Origin of the sequence: Arhodomonas sp. KWT2, assembly GCF_041949875.1 — a bacterium.
GTDB classification, from domain to species: domain Bacteria; phylum Pseudomonadota; class Gammaproteobacteria; order Nitrococcales; family Nitrococcaceae; genus Arhodomonas; species Arhodomonas aquaeolei.
The window spans coordinates 46,522-64,339 of record NZ_JBHFPQ010000043.1 but is presented as its reverse complement, the minus strand read 5'-3'; the positions used below and the strand labels follow the sequence as shown (position 1 = coordinate 64,339).

Here is a 17,818-nt window from a genome sequence, read left to right as displayed (position 1 = left end):
GTTCGCCCAGAGGGGGACGCGCCGGTGACAATGAGCCCATCCGAGGCGCGCCGTGCGATCCGCGGCTGCATCGTCCACTGCCTGCACGACCCGGGCGAGGGCGACGACCCGAACGCGCTGGAGATCCTCGAGGACGGCGTGATCGTCATCGAGGACGGCCGGGTCGTGCGCACCGGCCCGGCAGACGCCGTGCTCCCCGGGCTGGACGCGGACACCCCGGTGGCGGACCACCGTGGCCGGCTGGTGATACCCGGGATGGTGGACTGCCACGTCCATTACGCCCAGACCGACGTGATCGCGAGCTTCGGCGAGCAGCTCCTCACCTGGCTGGAGCGCTACACCTTCCCCGCAGAGGGGCGTTTCCACGATGCCGGGCTCGCCGCCGAGACGGCGCGGTTCTTCGTCGACGAGCTGCTGCGCAATGGCACCACCTCAGCACTGGTGCTGGGCACGGTGCACGCCGTTTCCGCGGACGCCATCCTCGAGGCGGCGCGGGCGCGGGGTATGCGCCTGGCGGCGGGCAAGGTGCTGATGGACCGCAACGCCCCGGACTACCTCCGGGACACGCCGGAGACGGGCTACCGCGACACCCGCGCGCTGATCGAGCGCTGGCACGGCGTCGACCGGCTGAGTTACGCCATCACCCCGCGCTTCGCGCCCACCTCCAGCGACGCCCAGCTAGAGCGGGTCGGCGAGCTCGCGCGGGCGTACCCGGACACCTACGTGCACACCCACGTGGCCGAGAACGCCCAGGAGGTCGCCTGGGTGGCGGAGCTCTTCCCCTGGAGCCGGAGCTACCTGGACGTCTACGACCGCTACGGCATGCTGCGCGAGCGCGCACTCTACGCCCACTGCATCCACCTGGACGACGACGACCGCCGGCGCATGGCGGAGACCGGGGCGGTCATGGGCTTCTGCCCGACCTCGAACCTGTTCCTCGGCAGCGGCCTGTTCGATTACGCCGCGGCGCGCAGCGCGGGGGTGCGGGTGGGCCTGGCGACGGACGTCGGCGGCGGTACCAGCATGAGCATGCTCCGCACCGCCGCGGAGGCGTATAAGGTGGCCCAGCTCCGGGGGACGGCGCTGTCGCCGGCGCGGCTGCTTTACCTTACGACCCTGGCGGGGGCGGAGGCGCTGTCCGTGGCGGACCGCATTGGCAGTTTCCGTGCCGGGTGCGAGGCGGACCTGGTGGTGCTCGACCCCGCCGCGACGCCCATGATCGCACGGCGCACCGCCGCGGCGGAGACCGTCGCGGAGCGGCTGTTCGCGCTGTTCACGCTGGGTGACGAGCACTGCATCGCCGAGACCTGGCTCCAGGGCCAGCCCGCCTATACCCGCGCCGCCTCCTGAGCGCGGCGCCCGCTCAGCGCCGGAGGATGCTCGCGAGGTCGACCTGGCCGTCGCGCTCGGCGAGGGTCAGGCGTTGCTCAAGGTGGTCGAGGTGTTCGCGGGCGAGCCGGGCGGCGAGCTCGCTGTCGCCGGCGAAGATCGCATCCGCGATGCCGCGGTGGTCGCCTTCGCGGTAGCAGGCGCTGATCCCCGGGACCTTGTACAGGGCGACCGCGATGGAGGTGCGCAGGATCAGCTCACGCAGGATCCCGGCGAGCACCTGATTGGGGCAGAAGTCCGCGAGGCGCTCGTGGAAGCGCAGGGACAGGTGGATGCGGTCTTCGTGGGCGCCCTCGCGGTGGGCGGTGTGCTCGGCGTCGACCAGGCCGGCGATCTCCGTGCGCGCCGTCTCGCCGAGGTGACCGGCGACCTGGCGGATCACCTCGCTCTCGATGTGGCGGCGCGCCTCGAATATCTGGGCGGTCTCCTCCGGCCCCGGTCTCGCGACCACCGCGATCTGGTTGCGCCGCATCAGGATGATGTGGTCGCCCGCGAGCCGGACCAGCGCCCGGCGGACCACCGAACGGCTTACCCCGAAGATCTCGCTCAGTGTCAGCTCCGGCAGACGCGAGCCCGGCGGCAGCTGCTGGGCCAGTACGGCGTGGCGGATTGCGTCGTAGATCCGGTCCTCGGCGCGTGCCGCCGAGTGCGTGCTACGTCCCTGAGCCAGCGATTGCACCATGTCGTTCAAGGTCGGCCGTGACGGTTGCCTGGGGCATTGGGTAAGGCCCCGTAAGGTAACCCGTTTGCCGCATTACGTCACGCACCGGTCCCCGGGAAAGTTGCCTTCATGTTGTGTCGACAATTAATGTCTAATACTGTCGTCAAATAGCCCCCATGACCGGATGATGCCGGTGGAATGCGGGGCGGTGGTTCCCGTCCGGCGACATGCAGGGCCGGATCGGCGGATTTGAATGTCGACAATAGGCTTCTAGTCTTTGGGTACAGGCGGCGATTCGACAGGCCGCCGGGCTGCGGGAGAAGATGATGACGGATTCGGTGCGTTTCCTGTTCGGCCACGAGATGCGGGAGCTCCGCGACGTGGACCCGACCCGGACCGTGCTCCAGTGGCTGCGCGAGGACCAGTACGCCACCGGCACCAAGGAGGGCTGTGCCGAGGGGGACTGCGGCGCCTGCACCGTGGTCCTCGGCGAGCCGGACGGGGAGGGTGGCATGCGCTATCGCGCGGTCAACGCCTGCATCCTCTTCGTGCCGGTGCTCGACGGTCGCCAGCTACTCACCGTGGAGCACCTCGCTGGCGCGGACGGCGCCATGCACCCGGTCCAGCGTGCGATGGTGGACCACCACGGCTCCCAGTGCGGGTTCTGCACCCCCGGTTTCGTGATGTCGCTGTTCGCGCTCTACCTCGAGGGCGGGCGTCCGGACCGGCAGCGGATCAACGATACCCTGGCGGGCAACCTCTGCCGTTGCACCGGCTACCGGCCGATCGTCGACGCCGCGCTCGCCATGCACGACTATCCCTGGGACGACCCGGTCCGTGCACGGGCCGCCGGGACGGCGGAGCGGCTGACGGCGCTGCGCCGCACCGACACCCTGGCGCTGGCGTGGCAGGGGCGGCGCTACTTCGCACCGGTGTCCGCCGACGGCCTGGCCAGGGTCCTCGGTGAACACCCGGACGCGACCCTGCTCGCCGGCGGCACCGACGTGGGGCTGTGGGTGACCAAGCGCCACATGGACCTGGACACGGTGGTCCACGTCGGCGACGTCGCGGAGCTCCACGGCATCCACGAGGACGCGGACGGCGTGGCTATCGGTGCGGCGGTCACCCACGGCGAGGCGCTGGACGTGCTTGGGCGCCGCTTCCCGGACTTCGGCGAGCTCCTGCGCCGTTTCGCCTCGGTGCAGATCCGCAACTCCGGGACCCTGGGCGGCAACATCGCCAACGGCTCGCCCATCGGCGACAGCATGCCGGTGCTCATCGCCCTGGGGGCGCGGCTGACCCTGAACGGCCCGGACGGCCGGCGGGAGATGCCCATCGAGGATTACTTCATCGACTACGGCCGCCAGGACCGCCGCCCCGGGGAGTTCGTCGAGCGTGTCTGGATCCCCGCCCTCGGCGGGGACGAGCACTTCCGCTGCTACAAGATCTCCAAGCGCTTCGACCAGGACATCTCCGCGGTCTGCGCCGCCTTCCGCCTGCGCCTGTCGGACGGCCGGGTGGTGGCGATCCGTACCGGCTTCGGCGGCGTCGCCGCCACCCCGCGGCGGGCGCCGCGCACCGAGCGCGAGCTCACCGGCGCCGCCTGGGACGAGGCCGGGGTCCGTCGCGGCGAGGCCGCGCTGGCCGCCGAGCTCACCCCGATCACGGACATGCGCGCGAGCCGGGAGTACCGCCGGCTCGTTGCCGCGCAGCTGTTGCACAAGTTCTACATCGAGACGACGGATCCGCAGGCCCGCACGCGGGTGCTCGCGGAGGAGGCCGCGTCATGAGCGAGACCGATACCCGCCGGGGCAACCCGGGCGTGAACGTCGCCCGGCCCCACGACAGCGCCCACAAGCACGTCAGCGGCAGCGCCCGCTACGTCGACGACCTGCCCGAGCCCCGGGAGCTGCTCCACGCCTATGCCCGGCTCGCGGAGCGCGCCCATGCCCGCATCAACCGGCTGGACGTCTCCGCGGTCGACGGCGGGGGCGTCGCCGCCGTGGTCACGCCGGAGGGGCTCGGCACCACCAACGACATCGGCCCGGTCTTCCCGGGCGACCAGGTGTTTGCCGACGGCGAGGTACTCTTTTACGGGCAGCCGCTGTTCGCCGTCGCCGCGGGCAGCATCGACGCCGCCCGGCGCGCGGCGATGCGCGCCGAGGTGGACTACGAGGACCTGCCCGCGATCCTGGACGTGGATGCCGCGCTGGACGCCGACGCCGACCTGCTGGCGCCCAAGCGCTGGCGCCGTGGTGAGCCGGAGGCCGCCATCGAGGCCGCGCCCCACCATCTTGAGGGCCGGACCTACGTGGGCGGCCAGGAGCATTTCTACCTGGAGGGCCAGGTGGCGATGGCCGTCCCCCAGGAGGACGGCGACATGCTCGTCTACAGCTCCACCCAGCACCCCTCGGAGGTGCAGCACCTGGTCGCGAAGGTCCTCGGCCTGCCGGACCACGCGGTCACCGTGGAGACCCGGAGGATGGGCGGCGCCTTCGGCGGCAAGGAGACCCAGGGGGCGCAGATCGCGGTCATCGCCGCGCTGCTCGCGCAGCGCACGGGGCGGCCGGTGAAGTACCGCCTCGACCGCGACGACGACATGACCATGACCGGCAAGCGCCACGATCTGCGCATCGACTACCGGGTGGGCTTCGACGACGACGGCCGCATCCGCGGCATCACCTTCATGCAGGCAGTGCGCTGCGGCTACGCGCCGGACCTCTCGCACTCCGTCTCCGATCGGGCGATGTACCACGCGGACAACGCCTACTTCCTGGAGAACGTCGAGATCACCTCCCGGCGGCTGCGCACCAACACCGTCTCCAACACCGCCTTCCGCGGCTTCGGTGGGCCCCAGGGGATGGTGGGCATGGAGCACGTGATCGAGGAGATCGCCCGCGAGCTCGGCCTGGATCCGCTGGCCGTGCGCCGCCGCAACCTCTACGGCGTGGACGAGCGCAACATCACCCCCTACGGCATGACCGTGGAGGACAACATCCTCCCCGAGCTGCTCGGCGAGCTGGAGACGAGCTCGGAGTATGCCCGCCGACGCGAGGCGGTGCGTGCGTACAACGCGGCGAGCCCCTGGCTGAAGAAGGGCATCGCGGTGACGCCGGTGAAATTCGGCATCTCCTTCACCGCCAAGCACCTCAACCAGGCGGGCGCGCTGGTGCTTGTCTACCAGGACGGCAGCGTCCAGCTCAATCACGGCGGCACCGAGATGGGCCAGGGACTGCACATCAAGGTGGCCCAGGTGGTGGCGGAGGTCTTCGGCATCGACCTCGAGCGGGTGCGGATCACCGCCACCCATACCGGCAAGGTGCCGAACACCTCGCCCACGGCGGCGTCCTCCGGCTCGGACCTCAACGGCGCCGCCGCCTACAACGCGGCGACGAAGATCGTCGACCGGCTGCTTCCGGTCATCCGCGACCACTTCGACGTGTCCACGGACGCCGCCATCACCTTCCGCGACAACGCCGTGTACGCCGGCGGCCGCGAGCTCGCGTCCTTCGCGGAGGTGGTACGCCTCGCCTACTTCCGCCGCGTGCAGCTCTCCGCGGCGGGCTTCTACGCCACGCCGAAGCTCCAGATCAACGAGGACGGCACCGGCCGGCCGTTCTACTACTTCGCCTACGGCGCGGCCTGCTCCGAGGTGGTGGTGGACACGCTCACCGGCGAGTATCGCGTCACCCGGGTGGACATCCTCCACGACGTGGGCCGCTCGTTGAACCCGGCTATCGACATGGGCCAGATCGAGGGCGGCTTCATCCAGGGCATGGGCTGGCTGACCACCGAGGAGCTGTGGTGGGACGAACACGGCCGGCTGATGACCCACGCGCCGTCCACCTACAAGATCCCCGCGTGCAGTGATCTGCCCGCCGACTTCCGCGCCCGCATCTACGAGCGGGGCGAGAACGTCGAGGAGGCCCTTTACCGTTCCAAGGCGGTGGGCGAGCCGCCGCTGATGCTGGCGATCTCCGTACTCCACGCGCTGAAGGACGCGGTCGCCTCGGCGGCCGACTATCGCGTGGCCGCGCCGCTGCACGCCCCGGCGACGCCGGAGGCGGTGCTCATGGCCGTGCAGGCGGTGCGCGGGACCGTCGGCGCCGGGGTTGCCGCGGCGCAGCCGGAGGTCGCCGGATGAGCCACTGGAGCGAGCGCCTGGCCGGGCACTACCGTGCCGACGAGGCCTGCGTCGTGGTGACCCTCGTCGCCATCGAGGGCTCCTCGCCCCGGGAGCCCGGGGCGAAGATGCTGGTCACCGCCGAGGGTGCCAGCGGCACCCTCGGCGGCGGCACCGTCGAGCACCTGGCGCAGGAGCGTGCGCGCGAGATCCTCGCCGCCGGTGCGGGCAATATCGACGGCCCGGCGCTGGAGTCCTTCACCCTCAACGACGCCATCGACCAGGCCTGCGGCGGGCGCATGTCGCTGCTCTTCGAGCCGGTCTGGCCGGCCGCCTTCCGCATCGGCCTGTTCGGCGCGGGCCACGTGGGTCAGGCGCTGGTCCGGGTGCTCGCCGACGTGCCCTGCCGGATCCACTGGGTGGATTCTCGCCCCGGCATGTTCCCGGAGGCGGTGCCCGGTGTCGCCGAGCCGGTGCTCGCCGAGCAGCCGGAGAAGGAGGTCGAGTCGCTGCCCGACGGGGCCTTCGTCATCGCCATGACCCACAGCCATGACATCGACCTGGAGATCGTCGACGCCGCGCTGCGTGCCGGGCGTTTCCCGTTCGTGGGGACCATCGGCTCGAAGACCAAGCGCGCGCGATTCCGCAGCCGCCTCGCCGAGCGCGGGCTCGACGAGGCCACCATCGACGGGCTCACCATTCCCATCGGTCTGCCCGGCGTGGGTGGTAAGCGGCCCGCGGAGATCGGCGTCGCCGTCGCCGCCCAGCTCCTCCAGTGGCGCGACGCCGGGGGCCGCTCCTGACTCGGCCGGGTCGGTCGATGCGCGGCACCCACGGTGCTGTCCGCGGCGGCGACAGGCAGCGGAAGCCGCTGCCGGGCCGCGCCTACAGCGTGCCGCCGCGCAGCAGGTGGTGCCAGTAGAAGCGCGGCAGGAAGTCCTTCTTGAAGTGCCACATGCTCCGGCGCTCCTCCGTCGGCTTACCGGGGAAGGTGGGAGCGAGCTCGCCGCCGTAGCGGAACTCCGCGAGCAGCACCCGCCCGTAGGCCGTGGTCAGCGGGCAGGCGCCGTAACCATCGTAGGCCGCTTCGCTGGTGCGGCCGTCGAGCTCGGCGAGCAGGCCGTCCACCACCACCGGCGCCTGGCGGCGCACCGCCGCGGCGGTCTTGGAGTTCGGCGTGTTGCAGGCATCGCCGAGCGCGAACACCGCCGGGTAGTCGGGATGGCGCAGGGTGGCCTTGTCGACGGCGATCCAGCCCGCCTCGTCCGCCAGCGGTCCCTCGCGCACGAACGCCGGGGCGCGCTGGGGCGGGGTGACGTGGAGGACGTCGTAGCCGACGGTCTCGTCGCCGTCCTCGCCGGTGAACGTGGCCTCCCGGCGGGCGCCGTCCACCGCGGTGAGGCGGCGGCCGTAGTGCACGTCGATACCGTGGCGCTCGGCCACTCGCTCCAGCGGCGGCACGAACTCGGGCACCGAGAACAGCGCCTTGCCGGCGGTGTAGAAATCGATCTGTGCCTCGTCGCGGTGTCCCTGCCGGCGCAGGTGGTCGGCGGCGAGGTAGGCGATCTTCTGCGGCGCACCCGGGCACTTGATCGGCATCGGCGGCTGCGTGAACACCAGCCGGCCGCCGCGGTGGTTACGCAGGCACTCCCAGGTGTAGCCGACGGTGCCGGGTGAGTAGTTGCTGCAGACGCCGTCGCGCCCGAGGGCCTCGGCGACGCCGGGGATGGCGTCCCAGTCGACCGTGAGGCCGGGGGCGAGCACCAGGTGGCTGTAGCCGAGCTCGCGGCCGTCGTCGAGGCCCACCCGGGACTGTGCCGGATCCACCGCGGTCACCGCGGCACGGTGCCAGGTCACGCCGTCGGGCATCACCCGGGCCGTCGGGCGCGAGAGCTCCGGCAGACGCGCTACGCCGGCGCCGGCGAGGGTGAAGCCGGGCTGGTAGTAGTGGGTGTCGGACGGCTCGATGACCGCGACGTCGATGTCGCTGCGCCGTCGGCGCAGCTGGGCGGCCACGGTGATGCCGGCGGTGCCTCCGCCGACGATGAGAACGTCATGGGATTGCGTCATGCCCCTCGCCCCGGTTGTGCGTTTCCGGCAACCTTACGCAGGGCTATATATATTTTGAAGGAATAATGGATTCTTTGTTATGACCGTTGGGAACTAAAAAACCATACCGGTTTGAGTTTGCTCATTGCGAGCGATTCACCGCCTCAATGGAACGATTGAAATTTCCCATCACTCAGCGTCTTGCCGTTTGTGCGATGCAGCGTGAAAATAGTCTCCGATCCGGTCATAGGTACTGCCGTACCGTTCCCCGGGAGTGTGTCGGAGGCCCGATGCGTGGTCCGGCCCCCGCCTGATCCTGGCCCGCCACGCCGGCGCATGAGCGCGCCGTGCGGCCAGATGCGTCACGCTCCGAGAAGCGGCAATACCTATGACCGGCTCGATGGCCCCGGCGGCTCCCGGCCCCGGGGTATTTCCGTTTGGGTCAGTGGGTCTTTTTCGCGGCGGGGTGTTTGCCCCGCCGCCCGTTGCGGGGGTCGTTGCGATGTTTGTGGATGAGCAGTTTCTGCGGGTGGCCGAAGAGCTTGGCTGGGACATCAACAGCCAGATCGCCAAGCTGGAGGAGTTTGCCGAACTCTTCGGCATGAGTGCGCGGCTGGATATGCATCTCGAACGCCGGGGGGTGACCGGCTCGGCGCGGCGGGATCTCAAACTCGTGCGCAATGTCTATCTCGAGTTCGTGGAGTCGATGGGTAACCGCGGGGCGATGAACCATTTCCTGCGTAACGAGATGCGTCTCGCCGCCGAGGCGGCGCGGGCAGCGGAGCAGGCCGCCCGCGAGACCCCGGCGGTACCCCAGGCGCCGGCCCATCATGGCTGGTTCGCGCGGTTGCGGCGGCGGATGCAGGCGCGGGCATGAGCACGCCGCGTATCGGCGTACTGCTCTGCGATGACCTCCACGAGGGTCTCGATACGGCGTGGCCGAGCTACGGCGCGCTGTTCGGGGCGATGCTCGGCGACGCCGGCCCGGTGCGCTCGTGGCGTTTCCACGCCGGTGAGCGGCCGGAGAGCGTCACCGAGGCCGACTGCTGGGTGATCAGCGGCTCGCGCGCGGACGCCTGGGCGCACACCGGCTGGGTGGGCGAGCTTCGGGAATTCGTGGCCGCGGCCCGCGACGCCGGGCAGCGCCTGCTCGGGGTGTGTTTCGGTCACCAGATCGTCCATGCCGCCCTGGGCGGGCGGGTGGCGCGCTCGCCGCAGGGCTGGGGACTGGGCATCTATCCGGTCGCCGCCACCCGCGCGTTCGGCCCCTGGGCGGCGGGCGAGGCCCTGGCGCTGCTGTCGGTGCACCAGGACCAGGTGCTCGAGCCCGCGCCCGGGCTCGAGGGCATCGCCGCGGGGGCGTTCTGCCCGCACTATGCGAGCGCGGCGCCGGGCGTGCTCACCGTCCAGGGTCATCCGGAATTCGACCGCGATTTCTTCACGGCGTTGCTGCCCCGGGCCGGAGAGAAGGCCGGTGCCGAGGTGGAGCGCCGGGCGCGGGCCAGTCTCGATCAGCACGACGACCATGCCCGTTTCGGCGCGCTGCTGCGCGACTTCGCCGCCGGCCACGACGTCATCTGAGCCGTGAAGCGCGGCGTGTCGGCTGGCATACTGTCGCGCCCCACCAGCCGCGATGGTGCCATGAGCGACGACGCCCCGAATGCCACGGCGGAGCAGGTCTTCGGCCGCTACCGCGCCATCGTCCCCGACTGGGACGCCTTCCTGGACAGCCTCGCCCGCCCGTTGGCGCCCACGGTATGGCCGCATCCCACGCGCATTGACCGCGATGGGTTGCGGCGCCTGCTCGCGGAGGCGGGGGTCGGGAGCACGCCGCTGTCCTGGCACCCGAGTGCCCTGCGCCTGCCAGAAGGGTTCGGGGCGGGTGGCCACTGGGGCTACTTCGCGGGGCTCTACCAGTCCCAGGAGGCGGTCGCGACGGTGCCCGTGATGCTGCTCGACCCTTTGCCCGGCGAGCGCGTCCTGGACATGTGCGCGGCGCCGGGGAACAAGACCGCCCAGATCGCCCTGGCCATGGGCAATCGCGGCACCGTTCATGCCAACGAGGTCCAGCGCGGGCGCCTGTCGCCGCTGCAGGGTACGATCCGCCGGCTGGGGCTGCTCAACGTCAGCATCACCCTGCGCCCCGGCGAGGACCTGGCGCTCTCCAACGGCCCCTTCGACCGCGTCCTGGTGGACGCGCCGTGCAGCGGCGAGGGGATCTGGCGCAAGGTCGTCGGCGAGCGCGCGATGAAGCACTTCCAGGTCGCCGATGCCGCGATGCGCGAGCGCCTGGCGGCGCGCCAGCGGCGGCTGCTCGCCCGGGCGGTCCGGCTCGCGCGGGTCGGGGGGCGCATCGTCTACTCCACCTGCACGGTGGCGCCCGAGGAGAACGAGGCGGTGGTGGACGCGGTGCTGCGCGCCTTTCCCGGCCAGCTCGCGGTGCGCCCGGCCCGGCTGTCCGGCTTCGACTGCGCGCCGGGGATCACCGAGTGGGCGGGTGCGGGTTTCGATCCGTCGCTCGCCGGGGCCGCGCGGGTATGGCCGCACCAGAACGACACCGGCGGGTTCTTCGCGGCGGTGCTGGAGAAGGTGGACGGTCCCGAACCCGACGGCGCGCTGGTCCACCCGGCGGGCGCGGACGACGCCGTGCTCGACGAGCTCGGCGCGACCTACGGGCTCGATGAGGACGCCTTTGCCGGCGTCACCACCCACCGTGGCGGCGGCCGTTACCTCAGCGCGGTGAGCGCGGACCACCGCCTGCCGCCGGGGCTCGCGACGCAGACCACCGGTCTGCCGGTGCTCGGTACGCAGGCCCGGCCGCCGAAGCCGACCACGGCGTTCGCGCTGGCCTGGGCGCCGGCGGCGCAGGCGAATACCCTGGACGTGGACGACGCGGGCCTTGCCGACTACATCGCGCGGCGGCCGCTGTATCTCGACCGTGCCGAGGTCCCCGAGGCACCCTACGTGCTGGTCCGCCACCGGGGGCACGGCATCGGCGTGGCCCACGTGCGTGGCCGCCAGGCCGACGGCCGGGTGGCCTTCGCCAGCCTTCACCCCAAGGCCTGGGCCGGGCGCTGAGCCCGCGTCCGCGAATACGCATTCACCCGCCATAGGAGACGAGCCGATGCAGGTCTGGCACATCCCCGAACCCGGTGGCCCCGAGGCGCTGACCCTTGCCGAGCGCCCGGACCCGGTCCCCGGCCCCGGCCAGCTCGTGGTGCGCGTGCGCGCCGCGGGCGTCAACCGCGCCGACGTGCTCCAGCGCCTCGGTCACTATCCGGCGCCGCCGGGGGTGGTCGCGGACGTGCCCGGGCTGGAGTATGCGGGCGAGGTCGAGGCCGTTGGCGAAGGCTGCGTGGCACGCCGTGTCGGTGACCGCGTGATGGGGCTGGTCGGCGGCGGCGCCTACGCCGAGCGCGTGCTCGTGCACGAGCGCGAGACCCTGCCGGTGCCCGCCGGCATGGACGATGCCCGGGCCGCGGCGATCCCCGAGGCCTTCCTGACCGCATGGCGCGCCATCGCCCTGGAGGGCGGTCTGCGCCCGGGCGGTTTCTGCGTGGTCCGTGCCGCCACTTCCGGTATCGGCACGGCGGCGGTGCAGCTGGTCCGCGCCATGGGGGCCCGGAGTCTCGGCACCGGCCGGGACGCCGCCCGGCTGGACGCGGTGCGCGCCCACGGCATGGACGCCACCTTCGTCGACGACGGTGAGGCGTCACTCGCGGACGCGGTGCGCGGGGCGAACGCGGGCGAGGGGGCGGACGTGATCCTGGACCTGGTGGGCGGCGACGGCCTGCCCGCGGCGCTCAAGGCGCTGCGCGCGGAGGGCACGCTGGTGCTGGTGGGGATGATGGGGGGCAGCCGCACCGAGCTGAACCTCGGGGCGGTGCTCATGCGCCGGCTCACGCTCCGGGCGATGACCATGCGCAGCCTGCCGCTGGAGCGTCGCATCCAGGTGGTGCGTGCCTTCGAGGCGGAAATGCTGCCGCGGTTCTCGGACGGAACGCTGGCGCCGGTGCTGGACCGCACCGTGGCCTTCGCGCAGGCGCCGGAGGCGCACCGGATCATGGAGTCCGGTCAGCACCTTGGCAAGCTGGTGCTCACCCACGGCTGAGCCGCCGCGGGCGCGGCTCAGTCGCGCTCGCGCTCGGATTCCGTGATCGTCGCGGCGCGTTTGCGCAGCCGCTCGAGCACGGCGACGGTGGTCTCCAGCTCCGCCTCGTCGAGGCCCTCGACCATCTCGTCGCGCAGTGCCGCGGCGACGCTCATGATGTGATCGAGCGCCCGGTGGGCGCGCTCGGTGAGGTAGATGCGGTTGCGCCGGCGGTCGTCGCTGCAGGCCTGGCGCTCGATCCAGCCGTCGGTGGCGAGACGGTCGAGCAGCCGCACCACCGTCGGCGGTTCGATGCCGGTGCGGGCCGCGAGCTCCCGCTGGGTGAGCCCCTCGCCACCCCGGGAGATGTTCATGAGGGTGCGCCACTTGGCCTGGCTGAGGCCCAGCGGGCGCAGCCGCGTGTCCAGGGCCTGGCGCCACTGCTGGGCGGTCTCCGCGAGCATGAGCCCGAGGTGGTCGATATCCGCCGCGTCGTCGGTCTGTGTGGAACGGGTCATGGACCGTGCCTAGTCATCGTCGTTCTACTATTAATGCCTGATCGTAACATGCTGGCGTGCGATGGGTCCGCTTCAGCCCCGTTCGGTCACGGCGTGGGCGAGGCCGGCGAGGGCGGGCAGCGGTGCGTCCACGCGCCACACGGGGATCGTCGCGAGATAGTCGCGCATCCGGCCCTTGGCGGTGAACCGGGTCATGAACATGGCGTGGTCGAAGCGGTTTCCCAGGCGCGGCAGGATGCCGCCGCCCAGGTAGACGCCGCCGCGGGCGCCGACGGTCAGTGCGAGCCCGGCGGCCACCGTCGCCAGCCCGCGGGTGAACAGTGCCAGCGTCTCTGCAGCGCGGGCGTCGCCGGCGTCCGCCCCGGCGATGATCTCCGCCGGCGACAGGCCCCCGGTGGGGGCGCCGGCGATTTCGGCGAGGCAGTCGTGGACCGCGGTGAGCCCCACCCCGGAGGCGACGCGTTCGGCACTGCAGTGGCCGAAGCGCTGCCGCAGCGCCCGGGCGACGGCCTCCTCGCGCTCGTCGCAGGGGGCGAAGCTGACGTGCCCGCCCTCGCCGCCGATGGCGTGATGGCCGCCACCGGGGCAGGGCACGAGCACCGACACGCCGAGCCCGGTGCCCGGACCCAGCACGGCCATCGGTGCCCCCGGCGCCGCGGCGCCCGGGTTCACCGGCACGCACTCCGTGGGGGACAGCCCCGGCACCGCCAGCGCCTGTGCGACGAAGTCGTTGACCAGCTCCAGCCGCTCCAGTCCCAGCCGGTCCCGGGTCTGCGTCGTGGAAAAGCGCCACGAGCCGTTGGTCAGCTCGACCTGGTCCCCGGCGATCGGGGCCGCGATGGCGCACAGGGCCTGGCGGGGGCGCGGCCCGTCGGGCAGGCCGTCGAGATAGTGGCCCGCGGCGGCGGCGAGGTCGGCGAAGTCGGCGGTGGCCAGCTCGCGGACGTGGTGGACCGAGCCGTCCCCGGGGGAGGCCAGCGCGAACCGGGCCCCGGTGCCGCCGATGTCCGCGATCAGCCAGGGTGGACTGGCGTGGGTCGTTGTCATGGGCGCTCTTTCCTGGTGTCTCGTTATCCCTGTCTGCCGAGTGTAACGTTTCCGTCACGGCGCGATGGGGACGTCACGGGGACAGCGGTGATAGTCTTCGTCCACGCACGACTGTCAAACCAACAACGGAACACGGAGTGACCATGGGCACGCTGACCAAGGGAATCACGGGTGTGGCCGCGGGCCTGCTGCTGGCGGCCGCGGTTACCGGCTGCGGCGTCACCGCGCCGCCGCCCGGCGCGGGGCAGGAGAAGGCGCAGCCGGGTGAGGTCGTCGGCCAGAAGACCATCTGGTCGGACGCGGACCGGGGCTGGGTGAAGCTCGTGGCCGCCGAGCCCCGCGGTGGCGGCTATGATCAGCCGGTACACGTCGATCCCCAGTGGCTGCGCCAGGCGCTCTACGACATCAAGCTGCGCGTCGAGCGCGACGGTGACAACGAGCGCGCCATCCGGCTCTTTCGCGTCGCCCAGCTCGACGTCCTGGTGCCGACCCTGGTGCGCGGGCTTGCCGAGGCCGGTCCGGACCAGGCGGTCGCCTTCGCCACCGCCTCGCGGCGCGGCGGCTTCACCTTCTTCGATCCCGTGCGGCTGACCACGGCGCGGGTCTTCGTCGAGGACGGCCGGCTCAACGTGCTCTTCGGCACGGTCTCCGAGCCATTGCCCGAGGACGAGGTGCGCGCGTTCGTCGCCGATGCCCGCGTGGGCACCCGCGAAGCGGTGATCAACGAGGGCGGCACCGTCTGGAGCCGCGGCTGGGAGTCGCGCATGGAGCGCGCCGACTGGGTCGTGCTCCCGGTGAAGACCTCGGAGGGGGAGCTCCCGGCACTCCCCGAGGCCGGGGCGAAGGCCGGGACCGATCCGGCGGAGCAGCCGGCGCCGGCGGCGGCCGATACCCCGGCGGCGGCGCCGTCGCGCACCGCGCGGGACCGGCTGAAGCTGCTGAAGTCCCTCCACGAGGACGGCCTGATTACCGATGAGGAGTACAGCCGCAAGCGTCGGGAGGTCCTCGAGACCCTCTGAGGCGCCCGCCTTGTCGTTGCGGGGGCGCCCCGTCCGGGGGCGTCCCCGCCATTCCCGCCCCCTTCTCCAGGTCCGCCCGCCGCGGCTGTCCCAGCCGCTGGACCGGTCATCGGTTTAATCTGTACCAAAAGAGTCCGTTTTGAGTTAGAATCCGGACTGCGATGATACGAATTAACCGTGAAACCGACTACGGCATCGGCATCCTGTCGATGCTGGCACGCGATGACGACGCGCGGGTGACCGCGGCGACGCTCGCGGACCGGCGTGGGCTGCCGCAGCCGATGGTCAGCAAGATCCTCAAGCACCTGGCACGGGCCGGCATCCTGGTCTCGTACCGTGGTGCCAAGGGTGGCTACGGCCTCGCCCGGCGCCCGGAGGAGATCACGGTGGCGGAGATCATTGCCGCGCTGGAAGGCCCCATTTCGCTCACCGAGTGTGTGGAGGAAGGGGTCGAGGCCTGCCAGTACAGCAACTACTGTACGGTCAGCGGCAACTGGACCCGAATCAACCGGGTGGTGCACGAGGCGCTCTCGTGCATCACCCTCGCCGAGATGAGTGCCCCGGAGCCCGACATGCCTGGCACCGCCGGGCCGGGTGCCCGTGACGAATTTCCCATTGAGTTTTCCGGAGTCCGCTATGTCAGCGACGTCTAAGACCCTGGAAGAAGTGACCACCCGCGGCTACGAGGCGGGCTTCATCACTGACATCGAGCAGGAGTCGGCACCGCCGGGCCTGAACGAGGAGATCATCCGCTTCATCTCCGCCAAGAAGGAGGAGCCGGAGTGGATGCTGGAGTGGCGCCTGGAGGCCTACCGGCAGTGGCAGCAGATGCCGGAGCCGGACTGGGCGAAGGTCAACTTCGAGCCGATCGACTTCCAGGCGATCTCGTACTATGCCGCGCCGAAGGAGCGCCCGGAGAGCCTGGACGAGGTGGACCCGAAGCTGCTCGAGACCTACGAGAAGCTCGGCATCCCCATGCACGAGCGCGAGATGCTCGCCGGCGTAGCGGTGGACGCGGTATTCGACTCGGTGTCCGTGGCCACCACCTACAAGGACAAGCTCGCCGAGCACGGCATCGTGTTCTGCTCGATGTCCGAGGCGATCCGTGAACATCCGGAGCTGGTGCGCAAGTACCTCGGTACCGTCGTGCCCCAGGGCGACAACTTCTTCGCCGCGCTGAACTCGGCGGTGTTCTCGGACGGGTCGTTCGTGTTCATCCCCAAGGGCGTGAAGTGCCCGATGGAGCTGTCCACGTACTTCCGCATGAACGCCGGCCACACCGGGCAGTTCGAGCGCACGCTCATCGTGGCCGAGGAGGGGGCGTCGGTCTCCTACCTCGAGGGCTGCACCGCGCCCATGCGCGACGAGAACCAGCTCCATGCCGCGGTGGTCGAGCTGGTGGCGCTGGACGACGCCCAGATCAAGTACTCCACGGTCCAGAACTGGTACCCGGGCGACGAGAACGGCAAGGGCGGGATCTACAACTTCGTCACCAAGCGCGGCCTGTGCGCCGGCGACCGCTCCAAGATCTCGTGGACCCAGGTGGAGACCGGCTCCTCGGTGACCTGGAAGTACCCGAGCTGCGTGCTTCGCGGCGACGACTCGGTGGGCGAGTTCTACTCCGTGGCCGTGACCCGCCACCGCCAGCAGGCGGACACGGGCACCAAGATGATCCACATGGGGCGGAACACCCGCAGCACCATCGTCTCCAAGGGCATCTCCGCCGGCCACGGCCAGCAGAGCTACCGTGGCCTGGTGCGGATCACGCCCAAGGCGCAGGGCGCGCGCAACTACTCGCAGTGCGACTCCATGCTGATGAGCTCGACCTGCGGGGCGCATACCTTCCCGTACATCGACGTGCAGAACCCCACCGCGCAGGTGGAGCACGAGGCGACGACCTCGAAGATCAGCGACGACCAGGTGTTCTACTGCAACCAGCGCGGTATCGACACCGAGGACGCCGTCTCGCTGATCGTCAACGGCTTCTGCAAGGAGGTGTTCCGCACCCTGCCCATGGAGTTCGCCGTGGAGGCGCAGAAGCTCCTCGAGGTCACCCTCGAGGACAGCGTGGGCTGAACCGCGCACGAGACACCGTGGCAGCGCCCCGCGACGAGGGCGCGCCGCCGAACCGGACCCGCAAGAATTCGCTGGAGGCCAGACATGGCACTGCTGGAGATCAGGAACCTGCACGCCTCGGTGGACGGCACCGAGATCCTCAAGGGCATCGACCTCGACATCGAGCCGGGGAAGGTGCACGCCATCATGGGCCCGAACGGCTCGGGCAAGAGCACGCTCTCCAAGGTGCTCGCCGGTGACGAGCGTTACGAGGTCACCGCCGGCGAGATCCGCTACCGTGGCCGCAACCTTCTGGAGCTCGCGCCGGAGGAGCGCGCCCGGGAGGGTATCTTCCTCGGCTTCCAGTACCCGGTGGAGATCCCCGGCGTGTCCAACACCTACTTCCTCAAGGCCGCGCTCAACGCGATCCGCAAGTACCGCGGCCAGGAGGAGCTCGACGCGATGGAGTTCCTGCAGCTCATCCGCGAGCGCGCCAAGACCGTGAAGCTCGACGAGTCGCTGCTCCAGCGCCCGGTCAACGAGGGCTTCTCCGGCGGCGAGAAGAAGCGCAACGAGGTCTTCCAGCTGGCCGTGCTCGAGCCCATGCTCGCGATCCTCGACGAGACCGACTCCGGGCTCGACATCGACGCGCTGCGCACGGTCGCCGACGGCGTCAACGCCATGCGCGACGACGAACGCGGCTTCCTGGTGATCACCCACTACCAGCGGCTGCTCGAGCACATCGTGCCGGACACCGTGCACGTGCTGGTCAACGGCCGGATCGTGCAGACCGGCGGTAAGGAGCTGGCCGAGGAGCTCGAGCGCTCCGGCTACGCGCTGTTCGACGACGAGGCGGCGTAAGGGGGT

At 71.0% G+C, this 17,818-nt stretch carries 16 protein-coding genes; 12 read left to right on the top strand and 4 right to left on the bottom strand.

Going from position 1 to position 17,818, the window contains the following annotated elements; all coding sequences use genetic code 11:
• Positions 1 to 30 precede the first annotated feature (30 nt).
• Entirely contained in the window at positions 31 to 1,350 is a 1,320-nt protein-coding gene (gene guaD / locus ACEZHJ_RS09620; RefSeq protein WP_018718184.1) for a guanine deaminase, read from the top strand.
• Between the two features lie 13 nt (positions 1,351 to 1,363).
• On the opposite strand, the gene ACEZHJ_RS09615 is transcribed toward guaD, so the two are convergent.
• Entirely contained in the window at positions 1,364 to 2,071 is a 708-nt protein-coding gene (locus tag ACEZHJ_RS09615) for a GntR family transcriptional regulator (RefSeq protein ID WP_163138652.1), read from the bottom strand.
• 305 nt (positions 2,072 to 2,376) lie between these two features.
• Between ACEZHJ_RS09615 and xdhA the strand changes: the two genes are divergently transcribed.
• From xdhA to xdhC, 3 genes are read left to right on the top strand one after another with little or no spacing between them, the layout of a single operon-like run.
• Entirely contained in the window at positions 2,377 to 3,840 is a 1,464-nt protein-coding gene (gene xdhA, locus ACEZHJ_RS09610; RefSeq protein WP_018718182.1) for a xanthine dehydrogenase small subunit, read from the top strand.
• Positions 3,837 to 6,194, top strand: a complete 2,358-nt coding sequence (xdhB, locus tag ACEZHJ_RS09605; protein ID WP_018718181.1) for a xanthine dehydrogenase molybdopterin binding subunit — start codon at positions 3,837 to 3,839, stop codon at positions 6,192 to 6,194. Before xdhA ends, xdhB begins: the two co-directional genes overlap by 4 nt.
• Positions 6,191 to 6,976, top strand: a complete 786-nt coding sequence (gene xdhC, locus ACEZHJ_RS09600; protein ID WP_018718180.1) for a xanthine dehydrogenase accessory protein XdhC — start codon at positions 6,191 to 6,193, stop codon at positions 6,974 to 6,976. The genes xdhB and xdhC overlap by 4 nt, the downstream gene beginning before the upstream one ends.
• A gap of 82 nt (positions 6,977 to 7,058) precedes the next feature.
• Here xdhC and ACEZHJ_RS09595 read toward each other — a convergent pair whose 3' ends face one another.
• Positions 7,059 to 8,243, bottom strand: a complete 1,185-nt coding sequence (locus tag ACEZHJ_RS09595; protein WP_163138653.1) for an FAD/NAD(P)-binding oxidoreductase — start codon at positions 8,241 to 8,243, stop codon at positions 7,059 to 7,061.
• A 481-nt stretch (positions 8,244 to 8,724) separates the two neighbouring features.
• Here ACEZHJ_RS09595 and ACEZHJ_RS09590 point away from each other — a divergent pair, with 481 nt between their 5' ends.
• The 4 genes from ACEZHJ_RS09590 to ACEZHJ_RS09575 are packed head-to-tail and all read left to right on the top strand — an operon-like array spanning position 8,725 to position 12,333.
• Positions 8,725 to 9,099 carry a hypothetical protein gene (locus tag ACEZHJ_RS09590; RefSeq protein ID WP_163138654.1) on the top strand — a complete coding sequence of 125 codons (375 nt, stop codon included), beginning with the start codon at positions 8,725 to 8,727 and terminating at the stop codon, positions 9,097 to 9,099.
• Positions 9,096 to 9,803, top strand: coding sequence for a hypothetical protein (locus tag ACEZHJ_RS09585; protein WP_163138655.1), 708 nt, complete (start codon positions 9,096 to 9,098; stop codon positions 9,801 to 9,803). The genes ACEZHJ_RS09590 and ACEZHJ_RS09585 overlap by 4 nt, the downstream gene beginning before the upstream one ends.
• Positions 9,804 to 9,863: 60 nt before the next feature.
• Positions 9,864 to 11,300: an RsmB/NOP family class I SAM-dependent RNA methyltransferase gene (locus ACEZHJ_RS09580; protein ID WP_163141934.1), complete on the top strand. Its 1,437-nt coding sequence runs from the start codon at positions 9,864 to 9,866 to the stop codon at positions 11,298 to 11,300.
• A gap of 46 nt (positions 11,301 to 11,346) precedes the next feature.
• Complete coding sequence (locus tag ACEZHJ_RS09575) at positions 11,347 to 12,333, top strand: NAD(P)H-quinone oxidoreductase (RefSeq protein ID WP_163141931.1); 987 nt, start codon at positions 11,347 to 11,349, stop codon at positions 12,331 to 12,333.
• Positions 12,334 to 12,350: 17 nt separating this feature from the next.
• Here ACEZHJ_RS09575 and ACEZHJ_RS09570 read toward each other — a convergent pair whose 3' ends face one another.
• The gene (locus ACEZHJ_RS09570) at positions 12,351 to 12,830 is read right to left on the bottom strand and encodes a MarR family transcriptional regulator (RefSeq protein WP_163141928.1); all 480 of its coding nucleotides are present in this window, start codon (positions 12,828 to 12,830) and stop codon (positions 12,351 to 12,353) included.
• Between the two features lie 72 nt (positions 12,831 to 12,902).
• The gene (glk, locus tag ACEZHJ_RS09565) at positions 12,903 to 13,877 is read right to left on the bottom strand and encodes a glucokinase (protein WP_163141925.1); all 975 of its coding nucleotides are present in this window, start codon (positions 13,875 to 13,877) and stop codon (positions 12,903 to 12,905) included.
• Positions 13,878 to 14,020: 143 nt separating this feature from the next.
• On the opposite strand from glk, the gene ACEZHJ_RS09560 reads away from it, so the two are divergent.
• From ACEZHJ_RS09560 to sufC, 4 genes are all read left to right on the top strand, one after another.
• A complete protein-coding gene (locus tag ACEZHJ_RS09560) occupies positions 14,021 to 14,896 on the top strand; it encodes an SHOCT domain-containing protein (RefSeq protein ID WP_375036469.1) in 876 nt (291 codons plus the stop codon).
• A 161-nt stretch (positions 14,897 to 15,057) separates the two neighbouring features.
• The gene (locus tag ACEZHJ_RS09555) at positions 15,058 to 15,549 is read left to right on the top strand and encodes an SUF system Fe-S cluster assembly regulator (RefSeq protein ID WP_163138883.1); all 492 of its coding nucleotides are present in this window, start codon (positions 15,058 to 15,060) and stop codon (positions 15,547 to 15,549) included.
• Positions 15,533 to 16,972 (top strand): Fe-S cluster assembly protein SufB, encoded by a 1,440-nt coding sequence (sufB, locus tag ACEZHJ_RS09550; RefSeq protein ID WP_026321080.1) that lies wholly within the window; start codon positions 15,533 to 15,535, stop codon positions 16,970 to 16,972. The genes ACEZHJ_RS09555 and sufB overlap by 17 nt, the downstream gene beginning before the upstream one ends.
• 84 nt (positions 16,973 to 17,056) lie before the next feature.
• The gene (gene sufC, locus ACEZHJ_RS09545; RefSeq protein ID WP_018718169.1) at positions 17,057 to 17,812 is read left to right on the top strand and encodes a Fe-S cluster assembly ATPase SufC; all 756 of its coding nucleotides are present in this window, start codon (positions 17,057 to 17,059) and stop codon (positions 17,810 to 17,812) included.
• Positions 17,813 to 17,818: the final 6 nt, after the last annotated feature.